The organism is Agreia pratensis (assembly GCF_900177685.1).
In the GTDB taxonomy this organism is placed as follows: Bacteria; Actinomycetota; Actinomycetes; order Actinomycetales; family Microbacteriaceae; genus Agreia; species Agreia pratensis.
Map to the genome: position 1 here is coordinate 177,741 of NZ_FXAY01000003.1, position 16,692 is coordinate 194,432.

The 16,692-nt window shown below is 66.6% G+C and carries 13 protein-coding genes; 9 read left to right on the forward strand and 4 right to left on the reverse strand.

Features of this window, described 5'->3' with window-relative positions; genetic code table 11:
- Positions 1 to 75: 75 nt before the first annotated feature.
- Positions 76 to 843: an ABC transporter permease gene (locus B9Y86_RS10425; protein ID WP_244894742.1), complete on the forward strand. Its 768-nt coding sequence runs from the start codon at positions 76 to 78 to the stop codon at positions 841 to 843.
- Between the two features lie 18 nt (positions 844 to 861).
- Here the strand turns inward: B9Y86_RS10425 and B9Y86_RS10430 are convergent, their stop codons facing one another.
- The gene (locus B9Y86_RS10430; protein WP_085485736.1) at positions 862 to 1,866 is read right to left on the reverse strand and encodes an asparaginase; all 1,005 of its coding nucleotides are present in this window, start codon (positions 1,864 to 1,866) and stop codon (positions 862 to 864) included.
- Positions 1,863 to 3,218, reverse strand: a complete 1,356-nt coding sequence (gene gabT, locus B9Y86_RS10435; protein ID WP_085485737.1) for a 4-aminobutyrate--2-oxoglutarate transaminase — start codon at positions 3,216 to 3,218, stop codon at positions 1,863 to 1,865. Before gabT ends, B9Y86_RS10430 begins: the two co-directional genes overlap by 4 nt.
- Positions 3,219 to 3,270: 52 nt before the next feature.
- Between gabT and B9Y86_RS10440 the strand changes: the two genes are divergently transcribed.
- Both B9Y86_RS10440 and B9Y86_RS10445 read left to right on the forward strand, forming a co-directional pair.
- Positions 3,271 to 3,735, forward strand: a complete 465-nt coding sequence (locus tag B9Y86_RS10440; protein WP_085485739.1) for an OsmC family protein — start codon at positions 3,271 to 3,273, stop codon at positions 3,733 to 3,735.
- A complete protein-coding gene (locus B9Y86_RS10445) occupies positions 3,732 to 4,316 on the forward strand; it encodes a 4'-phosphopantetheinyl transferase family protein (RefSeq protein WP_085485741.1) in 585 nt (194 codons plus the stop codon). The genes B9Y86_RS10440 and B9Y86_RS10445 overlap by 4 nt, the downstream gene beginning before the upstream one ends.
- A 9-nt stretch (positions 4,317 to 4,325) precedes the next feature.
- Here B9Y86_RS10445 and B9Y86_RS10450 read toward each other — a convergent pair whose 3' ends face one another.
- A complete protein-coding gene (locus B9Y86_RS10450) occupies positions 4,326 to 5,660 on the reverse strand; it encodes a M1 family metallopeptidase (RefSeq protein ID WP_085485743.1) in 1,335 nt (444 codons plus the stop codon).
- Positions 5,661 to 5,667: 7 nt separating this feature from the next.
- Complete coding sequence (locus tag B9Y86_RS10455; RefSeq protein ID WP_085486326.1) at positions 5,668 to 9,609, reverse strand: Pls/PosA family non-ribosomal peptide synthetase; 3,942 nt, start codon at positions 9,607 to 9,609, stop codon at positions 5,668 to 5,670.
- Positions 9,610 to 9,735: 126 nt separating this feature from the next.
- Here B9Y86_RS10455 and B9Y86_RS10460 point away from each other — a divergent pair, with 126 nt between their 5' ends.
- From B9Y86_RS10460 to B9Y86_RS10485, 6 genes are all read left to right on the forward strand, one after another.
- Complete coding sequence (locus B9Y86_RS10460; protein ID WP_085485745.1) at positions 9,736 to 11,127, forward strand: DHA2 family efflux MFS transporter permease subunit; 1,392 nt, start codon at positions 9,736 to 9,738, stop codon at positions 11,125 to 11,127.
- A complete protein-coding gene (locus tag B9Y86_RS10465) occupies positions 11,124 to 11,660 on the forward strand; it encodes a GNAT family N-acetyltransferase (protein WP_085485747.1) in 537 nt (178 codons plus the stop codon). Before B9Y86_RS10460 ends, B9Y86_RS10465 begins: the two co-directional genes overlap by 4 nt.
- Before the next feature lie 110 nt (positions 11,661 to 11,770).
- The gene (locus tag B9Y86_RS10470; protein WP_085485749.1) at positions 11,771 to 12,778 is read left to right on the forward strand and encodes an FKBP-type peptidyl-prolyl cis-trans isomerase; all 1,008 of its coding nucleotides are present in this window, start codon (positions 11,771 to 11,773) and stop codon (positions 12,776 to 12,778) included.
- 52 nt (positions 12,779 to 12,830) lie between these two features.
- Positions 12,831 to 13,910, forward strand: coding sequence for a 1-deoxy-D-xylulose-5-phosphate reductoisomerase (gene dxr / locus B9Y86_RS10475; RefSeq protein WP_085485751.1), 1,080 nt, complete (start codon positions 12,831 to 12,833; stop codon positions 13,908 to 13,910).
- Between the two features lie 86 nt (positions 13,911 to 13,996).
- A complete protein-coding gene (locus B9Y86_RS10480; RefSeq protein WP_085486328.1) occupies positions 13,997 to 15,319 on the forward strand; it encodes a M50 family metallopeptidase in 1,323 nt (440 codons plus the stop codon).
- A gap of 94 nt (positions 15,320 to 15,413) precedes the next feature.
- Complete coding sequence (locus B9Y86_RS10485) at positions 15,414 to 16,691, forward strand: sensor histidine kinase (protein WP_085485753.1); 1,278 nt, start codon at positions 15,414 to 15,416, stop codon at positions 16,689 to 16,691.
- Position 16,692 lies beyond the last annotated feature (1 nt).

Genomic DNA, 16,692 nt, shown 5'->3' on the forward strand with positions numbered 1-16,692 from the left:
GACCGAAAGCGCCCGCCGGCGAAGCCCGAAACCGCGCGTCCCTCTCGGAGAAGGCTCACGGGCCTCGGACTTCCCATCTATGTTGCGCTGGCCCTCGTATTCCTGCTTATTCCGATCGCCTACACCTTCGTGTTCTCGTTCAATGACTCGGTGAAGTCCAACATCGCGTGGAGAGGGTTCACCTTCGAGAAGTGGCTCACCGTGTGCAACGAACCCGGACTCTGCGAGGCGTTCGGCAACAGCATTCTCGTGGGCGTCGTGGCGACCGTTCTCGCGACGGCACTCGGCACAGCGATCGCGATAGCACTCGTGCGATACCGCTTCAGGTTCCGCTCCAGCATCAGCCTGCTGCTGTTTCTGCCGATGGCGACTCCAGAGGTCGTTCTGGGTGCAGGGCTCGCGGCGCAGTTCCTTGCACTCGGCACGCAGAAAGGCATCGTCACGGTGATCCTCGCTCACACGATGTTCTGCATCAGCTTCGTCGTCGTGACAGTGAAGGCCCGGGTCGCCAGCCTCGACCCCGCCCTCGAAGAGGCCGGCCGAGACCTCTACGGTTCGGCTGCCCAGGTCTTCTGGCGCATCACCTTTCCTCTGCTGCTGCCCGGCATCCTGGCTGCGGCACTGCTCTCGTTCGCGCTCAGTTTCGATGATTTCATCATCACGAACTTCAACTCGGGTGCCGTCGACACCTTCCCGAAATTCATCTACATCGCAGCGGCGCGGGGTATTCCCGCCGAGGCGAACGTGATCGCCTCCGCCGTCTTCATCCTCGCGATCCTCATCGTGGTGGTAGCGCAGGTCAGTCGATCTGCCCGACAGAAGAAGCTGGCGAAGCTGAACTAGGCGTCGGGGGCGGTCACCTCAGATGGTGGGTCGGATACTGCCGACGGGCTGGCCGCCGCCGAGAACGGCGAGATCGAAGGTACTCACCAGTGCATCGACATCTTTGCGCTCCACGGCGCCGGCCCGAACGAGAAGCTCGAGTGCCACGATCGCTGCTGCGCGCAGGCTGCCGTCGAGGATCTTGAGGGCGACGGCCACTCCGGAGCGAGTGGACATGACCATGACTCCCTCCGCACCGAGTTTTGCGAAGAGATGGAGCTCGTCGATGACGAGGGTATTCTGCTCCTTCGGGGAATCGACGGCCCAGCCGTTGGCGAGTACCGAGTCGACGAGCCATTCGGCATCCGGTGTCTCGCCCTGGGCGATGCGTGAGACGCCTCTGGCAAGAGCCCGGAGCGAGATCGCGTGCACGGGCGCACCGCAGCCGTCTACTCCGGAGGCCGCGATCTTCTCTCCGGTCTGCTCTTCGATGAGGTCGCGAATGCGAAGCTGCAGAGGATGCGCCGGGTCGAGATAGTCGGCCGTGCTCCAGCCCTGCTGAACACAGGCGAGAAGCATCGCCGCATGCTTGCCAGAGCAGTTCATGTAGACACGCTGTGCGGAGCCGCCCTCTCGGACGACAGCGTCGCGGGCGGAGCGGTCGCCCGGCCAGTCGGCGGGGCACCCGAGTGCGCTCTCGTCGAGCGCGGCCAGCTGAAGAATCTGGCGCACGACGTCGACGTGCTCGGGCGTTCCGCCGTGGCTCGCCATCGAGAGCGCGGTCTGCAGGGGAGTGAGCTGCACCCCGGCCTCGCGGATCGCCAGTGCCTGGAAGGGCTTCAGGCTGGAGCGCGGGAACACGGGAGCTGCCGCATCGCCGAGTTCTTCGAGGACCGCACCTGTTGCATCGAGCACAACCGCGGCACCCACATGGCGGGACTCGATGAACCCGCTGCGCTCGAGGACGGCCAGCTCGACGGCCCCTTCGATGGAGAAGGTGCCGGGCGAAGCGGACGGTGAAGCGGACGTCGCCGCGGAGGTCATCGCAGCGTCGCCATGGCGTCGTCGATGACTCCCAGCGCGTCGGTCAGAAGCGCGTCGGAGATAGCGAGGCTCGGAAGGAATCGCACGATGTTGCCATATGTTCCGGCATTCAGAACGAGGACTCCCTGCGACGCGGCGTAGGCCACGATCGCGTCGACGGCCTTCGGGTTGGGCTCCTTGGTGGTGGCACCCGTGCCTGGCTGTACGAGCTCGATGGCGATCATTGCACCGATGCCCCGGATGTCACCGATGATGTCGTACTTGGACGCCAACTCCTCGAGGCCAGCGACCAGCGTCTGCTCGATTCGAGTCGCCTCAGCGAGCAGGTCGTCGTTCTCGATCTGCTCGAAGACGGCCACGGCGGCGGCGGCGGCCACCGGGTTTCCGCCGAAGGTGCCCCCCAATCCGCCGGGCAGGGCGGAGTCCATGATCTCTGCGCGTCCGGTGACTCCCGCGAGGGGAAGCCCGCCCGCGATGCCCTTGGCGCTCAGAACGAGGTCGGGGACCAGGCCGAAGTGCTCGCTGGCGAAGTATGCGCCGGTGCGGGCCATGCCGCTCTGGATCTCGTCGGCGATGAAGACGATGCCGTTCTCGGTGCACCACTGCTGCAGTGCAGGCAGGTAGCCGTCGGCCGGTACGACGAACCCGCCCTCGCCCTGGATCGGCTCGACGACGAGGCACGCCAGGTCGTAGGCACCCACGGTCTTCTCGAGGTATCCGATGGTTCGGGCCGCAGCCTCGGCGCCCGTGAGGCCGTCGTGGTACGGGTAGGAGTTGGGCGCGCGATAGACATCGCCGGCGAAGGGGCCGAAGCCGGTGGAGTACGGCGCCGCTTTGAAGTTCATCGCCATGGTCAGGTTGGTCCGACCGTGGTAAGCGTGCTCGAGTACCGCCACACCCGTGCGGCGCGTGTACTTGCGCGCGATCTTGACAGCGTTCTCGACGGCCTCGGCTCCGGAGTTGACGAGAACCGTCTTCTTGGGGAAGTCGCCCGGCGTGTGCTGGGCGAGAAGCTCGGCGACCCGCACGTACTCCTCATAGGGCGTGACGGTGAACAGTGTGTGAGTGACCTTGCCGAGCTGGGCGGCAGCGGCCTCGATGACGCGAGCCGAGGTGTGACCGACGGTCGTGACTCCGATACCCGCGCCGAGGTCGATGAACTGGTTGCCGTCGACGTCGACCAGGATCGCGCCGTTGGCCCTCTCGATGTAGATCGGGAGTGCCGTGCCGACACCCACCGGCACAACAGCCAGTCGTCGCTCGTGCAGTGCGATGCTCTGCGGACCGGGGATGGCCGTGACGACCTTCCGCTCCTGGGCGACGGTGTACGAGGAATTCAGGGTGTCTGTCATGATGCGATCGAGTTTACCGTCGCGCCGACGCCAGCCCCGTTAGGCTGATCGCGTGAAAGCGCAGCATTCCTACACCGTGACCGTAGAGTGGCTTGGAAATCGGGGCACGGGCACCAGCGGGTACCGAGACTATGGGCGCAGCCACCTCGTGACGGCATCGGGAAAACACCCCATCGAGGCAAGCGCGGACCGCACATTCCACGGTGACACCGACCGGTGGAACCCCGAGGAGATGCTGCTGGCCGCGCTGAGCCAGTGCCACATGCTCTCGTATCTTCATGTGGCTGTTCTGCACGGCGTCGTGGTCACGGGTTACCGGGACGAGGCGACAGGCACCCTCGCGCTCGACCGCACGGGGGGAGGGCGCTTCACCTCGGCAACGCTCCATCCGAAGGTCGAATTGGCCGACTCCTCGCAGGCCGAGCTGGCCCAATCGCTGCATGGCGAGGCGAGCGAAAAGTGCTTCATCGCGAACTCGGTCAACTTTCCCGTGCTGCACGAACCTCTGGTCGGATGACCGACAGGCACGTGGGCGTGACCCGTCGTGCGGCGCCCGCAACCGACGCGATCGAGCAGGCCGTCGCATCGGCTGCCGGCGTCATGCCGTCTCAGGTCATCATCGAGTCGCGCTGCGACGAGTGCGGAAGGCCTCACGGCAAGCCGCGCGTGGTCTTTCCACGGGCGCACGACGGCTCGGAGATCGTGGTGAGCAAGAGCTCTGCCGCCGGGTGGGTTGTGACCGCCGTGTCGATCGATGCCCGAGGCGACGATCTCGGAGTCGACATCGAGTCGAGCGTGCAGATGTCGAGAGCACGAGTCGATGAAGCTGCGTTCTCTGATGCGGAGCGCGATCTCATCGACGACGAGGATGCAGGGGGCCGCGCTCTGCTGCGCACCCGGCTCTGGTCACAAAAGGAGGCGTATCTCAAAGCGACCGGTCGTGGTCTTCGCATCGACCTGACGACCGTCGATCTCGCATCCGGCCTCGCGCCCGACGCGGTGATCGTGGAGGTGCCGCTCGCAGACCCGACGCTGGTTCTCACGGTTGCCATGCTCGGACAAGACCCCGTCGTCGTCGAGCTGCTCGACCGCCCGTAGCAGGCGTGTTCAGCGAGGAAGAACCGGCAGCCGCTCTGAGAAGAGCCAACTCTCGAAGAGCGCGTCGAGGTCGACGCTGCTGCGGTCGCGGGCGTGCAGGTAGAAGCCCTCTGTCGTCACATTGCCGTACCGGTTCTCGGTCGCCCACGAACTCAGAAGTTCGAAGAAGGCGTCGTCGCCGAGAGTGACGCGCAGAGCGTGGAGCGTGAGCGCGCCCCGCTTATAGACCCGGTCGTCGAACATCTTCTCGGGCCCGGGATCGCCGATCGTCAGGTCTTGGGGGAGGTGTGAGAGACGCGCCCAGTGCTGATGCGCAAGTCGGTGCACGGTCGGGCCGCCGGATTCCTCCGACCAGAGCCATTCGGCGTAGCAGGCGAAGCCCTCGTGCAGCCAGATGTCCTTCCAGGTCGTGGCGGTGACGCTGTTGCCGAACCAGGAGTGCGCGAGTTCGTGGGCGATGAGCCGCTCGGAGCCCCCCAGGCCGTCGATGTGGTTCCTGCCGAAGACGGCGAAGCCGTGGGCTTCGACCGGGATCTCGAGGTCGTCATCGGCCACGACGACCGAGTACTCGCCGAAGGGGTAGGGACCGAACGAGCGCTCGAAGAGAGCCAGCATCTTCTCCTGGTCGGCGAAGTCCTTCTGCGCTCGTGCCATGACGGAGGCGGGTGCGAGCACGGTCTGCGGAACGGGCACACGGGAGAGCACCAGCTCTCGGTATACGCCGATCTGGATGCTGGCCAGGTAGGTGGCCATCGGCTCGACGGTCTCGAACGTCCAGGTCGTGCGGCTCGCCCGTCGGACCTTCGATACGAGTCGCCCGTTCGCGAGGACCGAGTACGACGACTCGGCCGCGATGCGGATGCGGAACGAGGCCTTGTCGCTGGGGTGGTCGTTGCACGGGAACCAGCTGGGTGCGCCGCTGGGTTGAGAGGCGACGAGCACGCCCTCGCTGAGCTCTTCCCAGCCGAGTTCGCCCCAGGGGCTGCGAACGGGCCGCGGCGATCCTCCGTAGCGCACCGTGACGACGAACTCCTGGCCGGCCGGGATGGTCTTCGCCGGTGTGATGGTCAGTTTCCTCGCGGATTCGACCAGTTTCGAGGGGGCCACACCGTCGATGGTGACACGCGTCGCTACGAGCCCGCAGAAATCGACGCTGAAGCGGGTCAACTCGTGGGTGGCCGTGGCTGTGATGACAGCGGTTGCGGCCAGACGGTTGTTCGCGACCCTGTAGTCGAGATCGAGGTCGTACGACGAGACGGTGTAGCCGCCGTTGCCGCTGGTGGGGACGTAGCTGTCACCGATGGTCAGTGAACCGTGACTGGGGTGCGAAGGAGTGTGCGGCATCTGTCGCTCAAGTATTCCACGGAGCGATGGGGTTGCCGGTCCAGCGGCTGGCTGCTGGTACGATCTCGCCGCGCATCACCAGCGACGCCGGCCCGACAGTAGCGCCGTCGTCGATTCGTGCTGCGGGGAGGATCACGCTGTGCGGGCCAAGGGTTGCTCCGGATGCGATCACGACGGTGTCGAGCGACATCACGCGGTCGTGGAAGAGATGCGTTTGAACCACGCAGCCGCGGTTGACGCTCGATCCCGCGCCGAGTTCGACGAGGTCGGCTTCTGGTAGCCAGTAGGTCTCGATCCACGATCCGCGGCCGATGCGCGCGCCGAGCGACGCCAGCCACAGGGCGAGGGCGGGCGTTCCGGTTGCCGCCCGCGCAAACCAGGGAGCCGCCACCATCTCGACAAAGGTGTCCGACACCTCGTTGCGCCAGATGAAAGACGACCAGAGTGGATGCTCCGTGGCCCGGATTCTGCCCACGATCGTCCACTTTGCGACGGTCGTGACGGCTGCCGCGACGGCACCAGCAGCGAGCATCACGGGCCCGGAGAGAACGATCACCCAGCCGAGGCCGAACGAGGTGAGGAGGAACTCGAGCGCAAGCAGAACGCCGAGCCCGATGCCGACGGTGATCATCACCGGCACGAGACGGCAGAGCTCCCACAGCGCGCGCGCCACTCGCAATGAGGCGGGAGGCCGGTAGGTGCGGCTCTCATCGAACTCGGCGACCGCCCGGCGCAGACGTACCGGCGGGTTGCCGAGCCACGATGACCCCGATTTGGCCTTGCGCGGAGTCGCCGACAGCACGGCGACCAACCCGTTCTTCGGAACCGTTCGCCCAGGCCCGGTCATGCCGCTGTTTCCGAGGAACGCTCGACGGCCGATCTTGGCCTCGTCGATACGCATCCAGCCGCCGCCGAGTTCGTACGACGCGACCATTGTGTCGTCGGCGAGGAAGGCATGGTCGCCGATCGTGGTCATCGCGGGGAGCAGAAGCACCGTCGACGCTTCGACATTCGTTCCGACCTTTGCTCCGAGCAGTCTCAGCCAGACGGGTGTGAAGAGGCTCGCATAGAGAGGGAACAGCATCGTGCGCGACAGATCGAGCAGGCGTTCGGTCGCCCAGACCTGCCATCCGACGCGGGAGCGCACTGGGTGGTGCCCGGGAGCAAGACCGATGCCCAGTAGTCGAACGCTGACCACGACGAGCAGCGCGAAGACGACACCTGCAGCGACGGTCGCGAGGGGCACCGACGCCAGGGCCCTCAACGCGAGCTCGCCGAGAGATCCCGAGCCGTGCACCATGGCGCCGGTGACCAGTGCACCGACCGCCAGGGCGGCGAGAGGCAGAAGAGACAGCAGCACCGAACCGGCGCCGTACGCGGCGACCCAGGCGGATGCTCGCGGCGGCCGTTCGGAGGGCCAACCCGGGCGGGCCTTGCCCATCCGCTCGGCCGGAGACCCCGCCCATCGTTCGCCGCCCGGAACCCGGCCGGACACGCTGGAACCCGCGGCGATCTCGGCGCCACGGCCGACCCTGGCGCCGGGCAGAAGCGTGCTTCGCGCGCCGATCGTCGCATCCGCCCCGACCGAGACCGTGCCGATTCGCAACACGTCTCCGTCGAGCCAGTAGCCGGAGAGGTCGACCTCGGGTTCGATCGCGACGCGTGCTCCGAGTTTGAGCATGCCTGTGACCGGGGGAAGGGAGTGCAGGTCGACGCCCTCGCCGATGGTGGCTCCGAGAGCGCGCGCGTAGTAGGCGATCCAGGGTGCGCCGGCGAGGCTGGCCGCACCCACCAGTGCGGCGACCTGCTCGGCCATCCAGAGACGCACGTGAACGTGACCTCCGCGCGGATACGCACCGGGCTTGACGCCGCGAAGCAGCAGGCGCGCTGCCACCACCGAGACTCCCATGCGCCCGAAGGGGGTCACGAGAAGCACGAACCCCGCGAGCAGCCACCACCATGAAACGGCCGGGAGCCAGTCGATGCCGGCGAAGGCGAGAAGCAGTGCATTCGCGGCGAGGAGATAGACACTCCAGCGCGCGCCGACGATGATATGCAGCGGAATTCCGAGCAGGGTCTGGGCCCACTGGGTGGAGCGCGGGGTAGGTGTCACAATGCGTGGCTCCGCGGCCACGCTCGGTGCCCGAGAGTCGAGTTCGGTCGCCAGCGCTCCGATGCGCGGGTGGTCGTAGAGATCAGACACGCGCGCCTCGGGAAAGCGCGCACGGATCATGCTCGTGAGCTGTGCCGCGGCAAGACTGCCGCCTCCGACCGCGAAGAAATCGTCGGACGCGTCGGTGATGGATGTGCCGAGTACCTCTGTCCAGAGTCCGGCCAGCCATCCAGCCGTTCCGCCGAGTTCGGCTGCCGCGCCGGCGGGCGCTCCCGCTGCGGATGCGAGGGGCCAGGGGAGTGCGGACCGGTCGACTTTTCCAGAGATCCGGGTCGGTATGGACTCGACGATGGCGAGCACGGGAACCAGGGCGGCGGGCAGCTCTTGCCTGAGCCGGGCCACGGCGGCGGCGCGGTCGAAATCGGATTCGGCCATCGCGGTGTCGAGCGCAAGATAGCCGACGAGAACCTGGTTGCCCGCGGCTGTGGTCTGCACGACGGCGGCGGCACCGGCCACACCCGGCAGCGCCTGCAGCGCGGCTTCGATCTCGCCGAGTTCGATGCGCCGTCCGCCGAGCTTGATCTGATCGTCGGCCCTGCCCTGAAAGACGAGTCCTTCGCGCTCGAAGCGCACCAGGTCGCCGCTTCGGTAGGCGCGCTCCCACCCGAGACTGGGCATCGGTGCGTACTTCTCCGCGTCCTTGGCCGGATCGAGGTAGCGGGCAAGCCCGACTCCGCCGATGATCAGCTCACCGATCTCGCCCTCTGCCACGGGAATCCCCGACGCGTCGACGACGGCCAGATCCCAGCCGTCGAGGGGGAGCCCGATACGAATCGGTGTGGTGCCGTCGAGAAGCGCACCACAGGCAACGACGGTCGCCTCGGTCGGGCCATAGGTGTTCCAGAGCTCTCGGGCAGGTGTCGCCAGACGTGCGGCGAGCTCGGGTGGGCACGCCTCGCCGCCGAAGATCAGCAGGCGCACATTCTCGAGTGACTCTGCCGGCCAGAGACCCGCGAGGGTGGGAACTGTCGAGACGACAGTGATGCCGTGCGCGATGAGCCACGGACCCAGGTCTGCGCCCGAGCGCACCAGAGACCGCGGCGCAGGCACGAGACAGGCCCCGTGTCTCCAAGCGAGCCACATCTCTTCGCACGACGCATCGAACGCGACCGAGAGCCCGGCGAGCACGCGGTCGGTCTGGTCGAGCGGCTCGGACTGCAGGAACATGCGCGCCTCGGCATCGACGAACGCGGCCGCCGATCGGTGGGTGACGGCCACGCCCTTGGGCACGCCCGTCGAGCCCGAGGTGAAGATGATCCAGGCATCGTCGTCGACGGTCGGCGCACCGAGCGTGGTTATGGTTCCTGTGCCCGTGCGCACGGGTTCGAGCCCCACGCTCTCTCGGCTATCAAGGCGCCGGGTTCCGTCGGATGAGACGCGCGGCACGATGGTGCCGTCCGCGCCGATGTGACCCACGACATCCGCCTCGCCGAAGACCAGTTCGGCCCTCTCCTCCGGGTCGTCGGCGTCGACGGGCACATACGCGGCGCCGAGCACCAGCACGGCCAGGATCGAGACGTAGAGGGTTCGGCTGCCCGAGGGAATGCGAATTCCCACGCGGTCGCCGCGGCGCACGCCTGCCACCGACAACGAGACCGCTGCTTGTGACACCAATCGCATCAGTTCGCGATAACTGACCGATCCGTTTGCGTCGGCGAGGGCGGCAGACTCCGGATGCCTGTCGGCCGTGTCTCGCAGAATGTCGACGAGGGTGCGCGGGACCGGGGTGCGCTCGCTGCCCAGGAGGAGTCCGGGTTCAGCGGGGGAGTCGGTCACGAAAGTCTCCTGGGTGTTCGAGCGCCGCGTGTCCACACAGCGATCGAACCGTAGGGTGTCGAGGTGGACGAGAGGTTAACGCGCTGGAGGGGAACGGATTCGACCCCCGTGCAGTTAGCTAGGACTGTGCCTACACCGCCCACCTCTGTTCTGCAGCGACTGGTTCTCATCGTCGCCGTCCTCTCCGCCTTCGTCGCGTTCCTCGACGGTACCGTGATCACGGTCGCCCTGCCCGCCATCACACGCGAATTGGGCGGCGGCCTCGTGACCCAGCAGTGGGTCATGGACGCCTACCTCATCACCCTCGGCTCCATCATCCTGCTCGCCGGCTCTCTCTCCGATGTCTTCGGTCGTAAGAAGGTGCTGTTCTGGGGCCTCGTGGGGTTCGGCGTCTCCTCGTTGATCTGTGCGATCGCTCCCACGTCCGGCGTGCTCATCGGCGCGCGAGCGGTTCAGGGTGTCGCCGGAGCACTGCTCGTGCCGAGCTCGCTCGCCCTCATCCTGTCGACGTTCTCCGGCCCTGCTCAGGCCAAAGCCATCGGGTCGTGGACAGCCTGGACCAGCACGGCGTTCCTGGCGGGCCCGCTGATCGGCGGTCTCCTGGTCGACCTCGTCTCGTGGAGGCTCGTTTTCGCGATCAACGTCGTTCCGATCGCCGTGACACTGTTCTTCCTGGCCCGGCTTCCGCATGACAAGCCCGCCGCCGAGGGGTCGAGGGTCGATGTGCTCGGCGCCGTCCTCGGCATCGTGGGACTCGGCCTGCCCGTCTTCGCCCTCATCGAGCAGTCCAACTTCGGCTGGACGAGTCCGGTGATCCTCATTCCCGCGGTAGTCGGAGCCGTGTCGTTCGTGCTCTTCATCGTGCACGAGCGCCGCACGGCCCAACCGATGATGCCGTTGTCGCTTTTTCGCGTCCGCAACTTCTCTGTCGGCAACGTCTCGACCTTCTTCGTCTACGGCGCACTCTCACTCGGCACCTTCCTCCTCGCTGTCTTTCTCCAGCAGGTTGCGGGCTACTCGGCCACCCTTGCCGGGTTGAGCACGTTGCCGACGACGATCATCAGCATCGCGCTGTCGACGCAGGTCGGACGACTGGCGGGCAGATTCGGCTCGAGGTTCTTCATGCTCGTCGGCCCGATCCTGTCTGGCACCGGCTTCCTGCTGTTGCTGCGCATCACCGACTCCGCCGACTACTGGACCGAGGTCTTTCCCGGCATCGTCGTGTTCGGTCTGGGCATGACGATCACCGTCGCGCCGCTGACCTCGGCGATTCTGGGGTCGATCGACCAGGCCCGGGCCGGCATCGCATCCGCCGTCAACAATGCCGTGTCACGTGTCGCGGGGCTCATCGCCGTGGCCGCTGCGGGGCTCATCGTGGGAACGAACCTCGATGTCGCCGGATTCCACAGGGCAGCCATCGTCACCGGCGTCTTGCTGATCGTCGGCGGCGTCATCTCCGGCATCGGTATCGTCAACCCCCATCCCACCGACGCGCGGGCGAAGGCGGGCACACTATGACGACACCGAGGGTGCGGCTCGCGTTCTTAGGTGACGAGGTCTATGCACTCCTGCAGCATGGTGATCTCGCCGGGGCGTCCCGCCGCTCGCGGCTCGACCTGCCTCAGGCCTTTGTGACGAGCGAGTCGTGGCTGTGGCCCGTCTTCCGAGCGAAGATCGCCGCGGATCCGGCCGCCGAGGCCGTTGTCGTGCGGGCGATCGTCGACGCTGAGACGAACGTCGTCGTGGGGCACGCCGGCTTTCACGCGCCCCCGGATGCCCGGGGCATGCTCGAGGTCGGATACACGGTTCTCGAGGCGCATCGGAGGCAGGGATACGCCACCTCGACCGTCTCGTTGCTCCTGCAGGAGGCCGCGGAGCACGCTGCCTCTGTGGTGCGCGCGAGCGTCAGCCCAGATAACGTCGCCTCTCTCGCCGTCGTCCGTAAGCTCGGCTTCGTTCATGTGGGGGAGGAGATCGACGATGAAGACGGGCTGGAACTGGTCTACGAACGGATCCCCGCCGCACAGAACGCTCTCCCTCCCAGCCGCTGAACAGGAAGGTCCGGCACAGGTAGTCCAGACTGGATGGGAATCATCCCCGGTCTTCGCGCGCTCCGTGCCGCGCGTCCACGTCATCTCCCGTCATTCTGTGAGGCTCTCCCGTGCGCAAACTTCCCGTCATCTTCGCTGCCTCGGCGGCGCTCGCCCTCACCCTTGCGGGCTGCGCGGGGTCTCCGGCACCCAGCGCGTCGCCGACGGCCGGCGCGACGGCGGCACCCCAGGCCGCTGCCGGATCATGCACCGACACGCCCAGCGGCAAGTTCTCCGACTCGGTCAAGGTGACGGGAGACGCCGGTTCGGCGGCCGACGCGACATTCGATTCGCCCGTCGACATCGACGCGACCCAGCGCACCGTGCTCTCAGAGGGCGACGGTCCGAAGGCGAACGTCGGTGACTTCGGCATTCTCAACTTCACGATGTTCAACGGCACCTCCGGCAAGAAGGTCTTCTCGACCTACGATCAGGGTTCCGCTTCGCTCAGCATGGTCGTCGACGCCACTCAGTTCTTGCCTGGACTGGTCAAAGGCGTCGAGTGCTTGAACGGAGGCTCGCGGATCGCCGTCGCCGCTCCGGCTTCCGAAGGCTTCGGAGACAAGGGCAACTCGGCGCTCGGAATCACCGCGACCGACCCGCTCGTTTTCGTGGTCGATCTGGGCCAGGTGCTTCCGGCGAACGACCCGTCGCAGCTCAAGGCCAACGGCGAGGCACAGCCTGCGGTCGACGGTGTTCCGACCGTCGTCGACGCCGAAGACGGCACCCCGACCGTGACGATCCCCGACACGGCGCCGCCCGCCGATCTCACCGTGACCGTCTTGAAGAAGGGCGCCGGCAAGGTCGTCGAATCCGGACAGCCCTCTGTCGTGCAGTACCAGGGCAGCATCTGGGGAACGAAAGCCGTGTTCGACCAGAGCTGGGGCAAGCAGCCGTTCGCCGTGCAGCCCGGCAGCACAGTGCAGGGCTTCGAGGCTGCCATCGCCGGCCAGACCGTGGGTTCTCAGGTGATCGTCTCGATTCCGCCGGCGCAGGGCTACGGAGACAAGGGCCAGCCGCAGGCGGGCATCTCCGGAACGGACACCCTCGTCTTCGTTATCGACATCCTGGCTGGCTGACCTGCACCGCCTGCCGCCGGGTCGACCCAGCGGCAGGTGCAAGGATAGCGATGTGAAACGCGTAGTCATTCTTGGTTCAACCGGCTCGATCGGTGTGCAGGCGCTCGATGTCGTTCGCTCGAATCCCGAGAGATTCGAGGTCGTCGGCCTCGGAGCCGGGCGCAACCGAGATCTGCTCGACGAGCAGGCCGCGGAGTTCGGGGTCGCTGACACCGCGCTCGGCGCTGATGAGGCCTCGCAGCTCGTGCGAGACGTCGATGCTGACGTCGTGCTGAATGGAATCACCGGTTCCGTGGGACTCGGGCCCAGCGTCGCGGCGCTGAAGGCCGGGCGCGTTCTCGCCCTCGCCAACAAAGAGAGCCTCATCGTGGGCGGCGACCTGCTCAAGGACTTGGCTCGCCCGGGGCAGATCGTTCCCGTCGACTCCGAGCACTCCGCGATCGCCCAGGCGCTGCGCTCCGGCACGCCGGAGGAGGTCGAGCGTCTGGTGCTCACGGCGTCGGGGGGTCCTTTCCGGGGGCGCAGCCGCGACTCGCTCGCGAATGTCACGCCGCGTGAGGCTCTGGCGCATCCGACCTGGGATATGGGGCTGGTCATCACGACCAACTCGGCGACCCTGGTGAACAAGGGCCTCGAGGTGATCGAGGCACACCTGTTGTTCGACGTGGCCTATGGGCGCATCGATGTGACGGTGCACCCGCAGTCGATCATCCACTCGATGGTCGAGTTCATCGACGGCTCCACCATCGCTCAGGCATCGCCACCCGACATGAAGCTGCCCATCTCGCTCGGGCTCGACTGGCCGAACCGGGTGCGCGGCGTCGGCCGACCGCTCGACTGGACATCGTCGCAGACCTGGACGTTCGAACCCCTCGACTCCGAGGCATTCCCCGCCGTGGAACTCGCCAAAGAGGTCGGGCGCGCGGGACGCAGCTACCCGGCCGTCTTCAACGCGGCGAATGAACAGGCAGTCGCGGCATTCCACGCGGGAAAGATCGGATTCCTCGACATCGTGGACACCATCCGCAGCGTCGTGGAGCAGCACGAGGCTCCGGCCGACATCACACTCGACTCGCTGGCGGAGGCCGAGCAGTGGGCACGGCGAACCGCCGACGCCCTCATCGCGGGCTGATTCACGCGGGAGACTGACGGTCGCCGTTCGGTCCGCGTCCAGCGAACGGACAGCGGCGTGCTGGGGGAGCGCTGTAACGTGTGCACGTGGAAACGGTCCTTCAGTTCATTCTCGGCGTGCTCATCATCTTTGTCGGCCTCATCGTCTCGATCGGGCTGCACGAGGTGGGTCACCTCGTTCCGGCGAAGCTCTTCGGGGTGAAGGTCACGCAGTACATGATCGGCTTCGGCCCCACGCTGTTCTCGCGTAAGCGTGGAGAGACCGAGTACGGCTTCAAGGCCATTCCTGGCGGCGGCTACATCTCGATGATCGGAATGTTTCCGCCCGCGAAGACAGGCGGTGCCGTGCGCAATGCGAGCACCGGCTTCTTCAACACTCTCGTGCAGGATGCGCGCGACGTGAGCGCGGAGACCATCGGCGACGACGACGATCGGGCCTTCTACCGTCTGCCCGTGTGGAAGCGGATCATCATCATGGCCGGCGGACCGGCGATGAACTTCGTCATCGCCATCGTGGTGTTCGCGATCGTGCTCTGCGGGTTCGGCGTGGCCAAGACCTCTGTCGGTTCGATCAGCCAGTGCGTGCTCCCCGCGACGAGCGAACGACAGACCTGCGATCCGGGTGACACCCCAGGGCCGGGCGTCACCGCCGGATTCAAAGAGGGCGACATCATCACGGCCATAGACGGCAAGACGGTCGCGAACTGGAGCGAGTCGACGGCGATCATTCAGAAGTCTCCGAACAAGACGCTGAGCGTCGAGGTGCAGCGAGACGGCCAGACGAAGACCCTGACCGTGGTTCCGTTCCTCGCGGAGCGCTACGAGCTGGATTCCACGGGTAACAAAGTGCTCGACGATTCGGGGCAGCCGGTGACGCAGGAGGTCGGCTTCGTCGGAATCGGCCCGAAGCAGGAACTGGTGCCGCAGGGTCCCGGCTCCGTGCTGCCCTTCGTGGGCGAGAACATCGCGAGTGTGGCGCATATCATTCTGAACCTTCCCCAACGCATGGTCGACGTCGCCAACGCGGCGTTCGGTTCCGGACCCCGCGATCCGAACGGCCCCATCAGCGTTGTCGGGGTCGGTCGTGCCGCGGGCGAGATCGCGAGTATGGACGAGTTCACTGTTCAGTCGAAGGTCGCGACCCTCCTCGGCCTCATCGGCTCGCTGAACATCGCGCTCGGTGTCATCAACCTGGTGCCTCTGATGCCGCTCGACGGTGGTCATATCGCAGGTGCACTGTGGGAGGGCATCCGCCGGTTCTTCGCCAAGCTCTTCAAGCGCCGTGACCCGGGTCCCGTCGACACAGCCAAGCTGATGCCGCTGACGTTCGCCGTGGTCATCGTCATCGGAGCAATGAGTGTGCTGCTGACGTACGCCGACATCGTCAAGCCGATCAACCTCTTCGGTTGACCCCCGACCGACGTGGGGTACTCCCGCGGGAGTAGACCACGATGCGGCAGTGGGGCGACGCGCGACACGCGCAGCGCTCGCTAGCATCGAGACCATGAGCAGCCCGCGCGCACCGCACGACCCGCGCCGTGACGGCTGGGGTGGGCCGCTCGAACATCGGCATCATCGTCACGGGCCTCGATCCGGATGGCGAGGCGCGTACGGAATCGGCCCGAGGGGCCCGTTCGTTCCACCGCAGGCGCGGCTCTGGCTGCCGGTGATCATCTCGCTCGTCGTGCAACTGGTCGCTGTCACGGCCCAACTCGCGGGTGTCTCCGCGTCTCCGGGTGCCGCGGGGCTGGCGTTTCTGTTCGCCGTGCTCGGCCCCTGTGCTCTGATCGCGGCACGTCGATTCCCCGGGCCTGCCGTGGTGGCTGTGGCAGTGGTCTCCGTCGCCGATCTTCTCGTCGACCCGTCGATCTTCGCCTCGTATGCGTCGGTGCTCTTCGCGGCGTGCCTCGCGGTCGTGCGAGGCGCGGGCGTCTGGGCCGTGGCATCCGTCGTCGTCGGCTGGGTCGTCGCCTTCGTGTCGAGCGCTCTCGCGGGAGTCGGCTGGGATCCCGTGCCCGCCGTGCTGCTCACCGCCGGAATCATCATCTCGCTCGGATTCGGCTCGTCGATCAGAGCCCGACGCGAGCGATTCGCCGCGCTGCGCAGCATGCAGACCAGGCGAAGGATGGACGCCGCGCAGCAGGAGCGGGTGCGTATCGCCCGAGAGCTACACGATGTGCTGGCCCATTCCCTCTCATCGATCAATGTTCAGGCCGGTGTCGGGCTGCACCTTCTCGAATCGCAGCCCGAGAAAGCGGGAGAGGCTCTCGCCAGTATCAAGGCCAGTAGCAAACAGGCACTCGACGAGGTTCGCGACGTGCTCGGCATCCTCCGTGGTGACGCGGGCGATTCCGGCGACGCGCCCCTCGTGCCCGAGGCCGACCTCGAGAGTCTTCCCCGTCTTGTCGAGAACATCCGAGCGAGCGGTGTCGACGTCGAACTCGACTCGCACGTCGGTTCCGCTCCCTCGGCGGCCGCTCAGCTCGCGCTCTATCGCATCGCTCAGGAGAGCCTCACGAACATCGTGCGGCATTCGTCGGCCACGAAAGCCCGGGTCGAACTTCGATCAACCGACGACGATATCGTGCTCCGAGTGAGCGACAACGGCAAAGGAGTGGCGGACGACGTGGAATCCGTTGCAGGCAAGGGACTCCTCGGAATGCGCGAACGGGCGGAACTGCTCGGCGGACATCTCGAGGCCGTCACCCTTTCACCACAGGGCTTCGCGGTCACCGCCACGATTCCCCGCTCCACGAGAGCATCGACGAATGGAAGCCGCTGAC

What these genes read in the sequence shown, in the direction of transcription:
- B9Y86_RS10430 (WP_085485736.1), bottom strand. Translation starts at nt 1,866, where the DNA reads ATGACCTCCGCGGCGACGTCCGCTTCACCGTCCGCTTCGCCCGGCACC.
- gabT (WP_085485737.1), bottom strand. Translation starts at nt 3,218, where the DNA reads ATGACAGACACCCTGAATTCCTCGTACACCGTCGCCCAGGAGCGGAAG.
- B9Y86_RS10450 (WP_085485743.1), bottom strand. Translation starts at nt 5,660, where the DNA reads ATGCCGCACACTCCTTCGCACCCCAGTCACGGTTCACTGACCATCGGT.
- B9Y86_RS10485 (WP_085485753.1), top strand. Translation starts at nt 15,414, where the DNA reads ATGAGCAGCCCGCGCGCACCGCACGACCCGCGCCGTGACGGCTGGGGT.
- B9Y86_RS10465 (WP_085485747.1), top strand. Translation starts at nt 11,124, where the DNA reads ATGACGACACCGAGGGTGCGGCTCGCGTTCTTAGGTGACGAGGTCTAT.
- B9Y86_RS10445 (WP_085485741.1), top strand. Translation starts at nt 3,732, where the DNA reads ATGACCGACAGGCACGTGGGCGTGACCCGTCGTGCGGCGCCCGCAACC.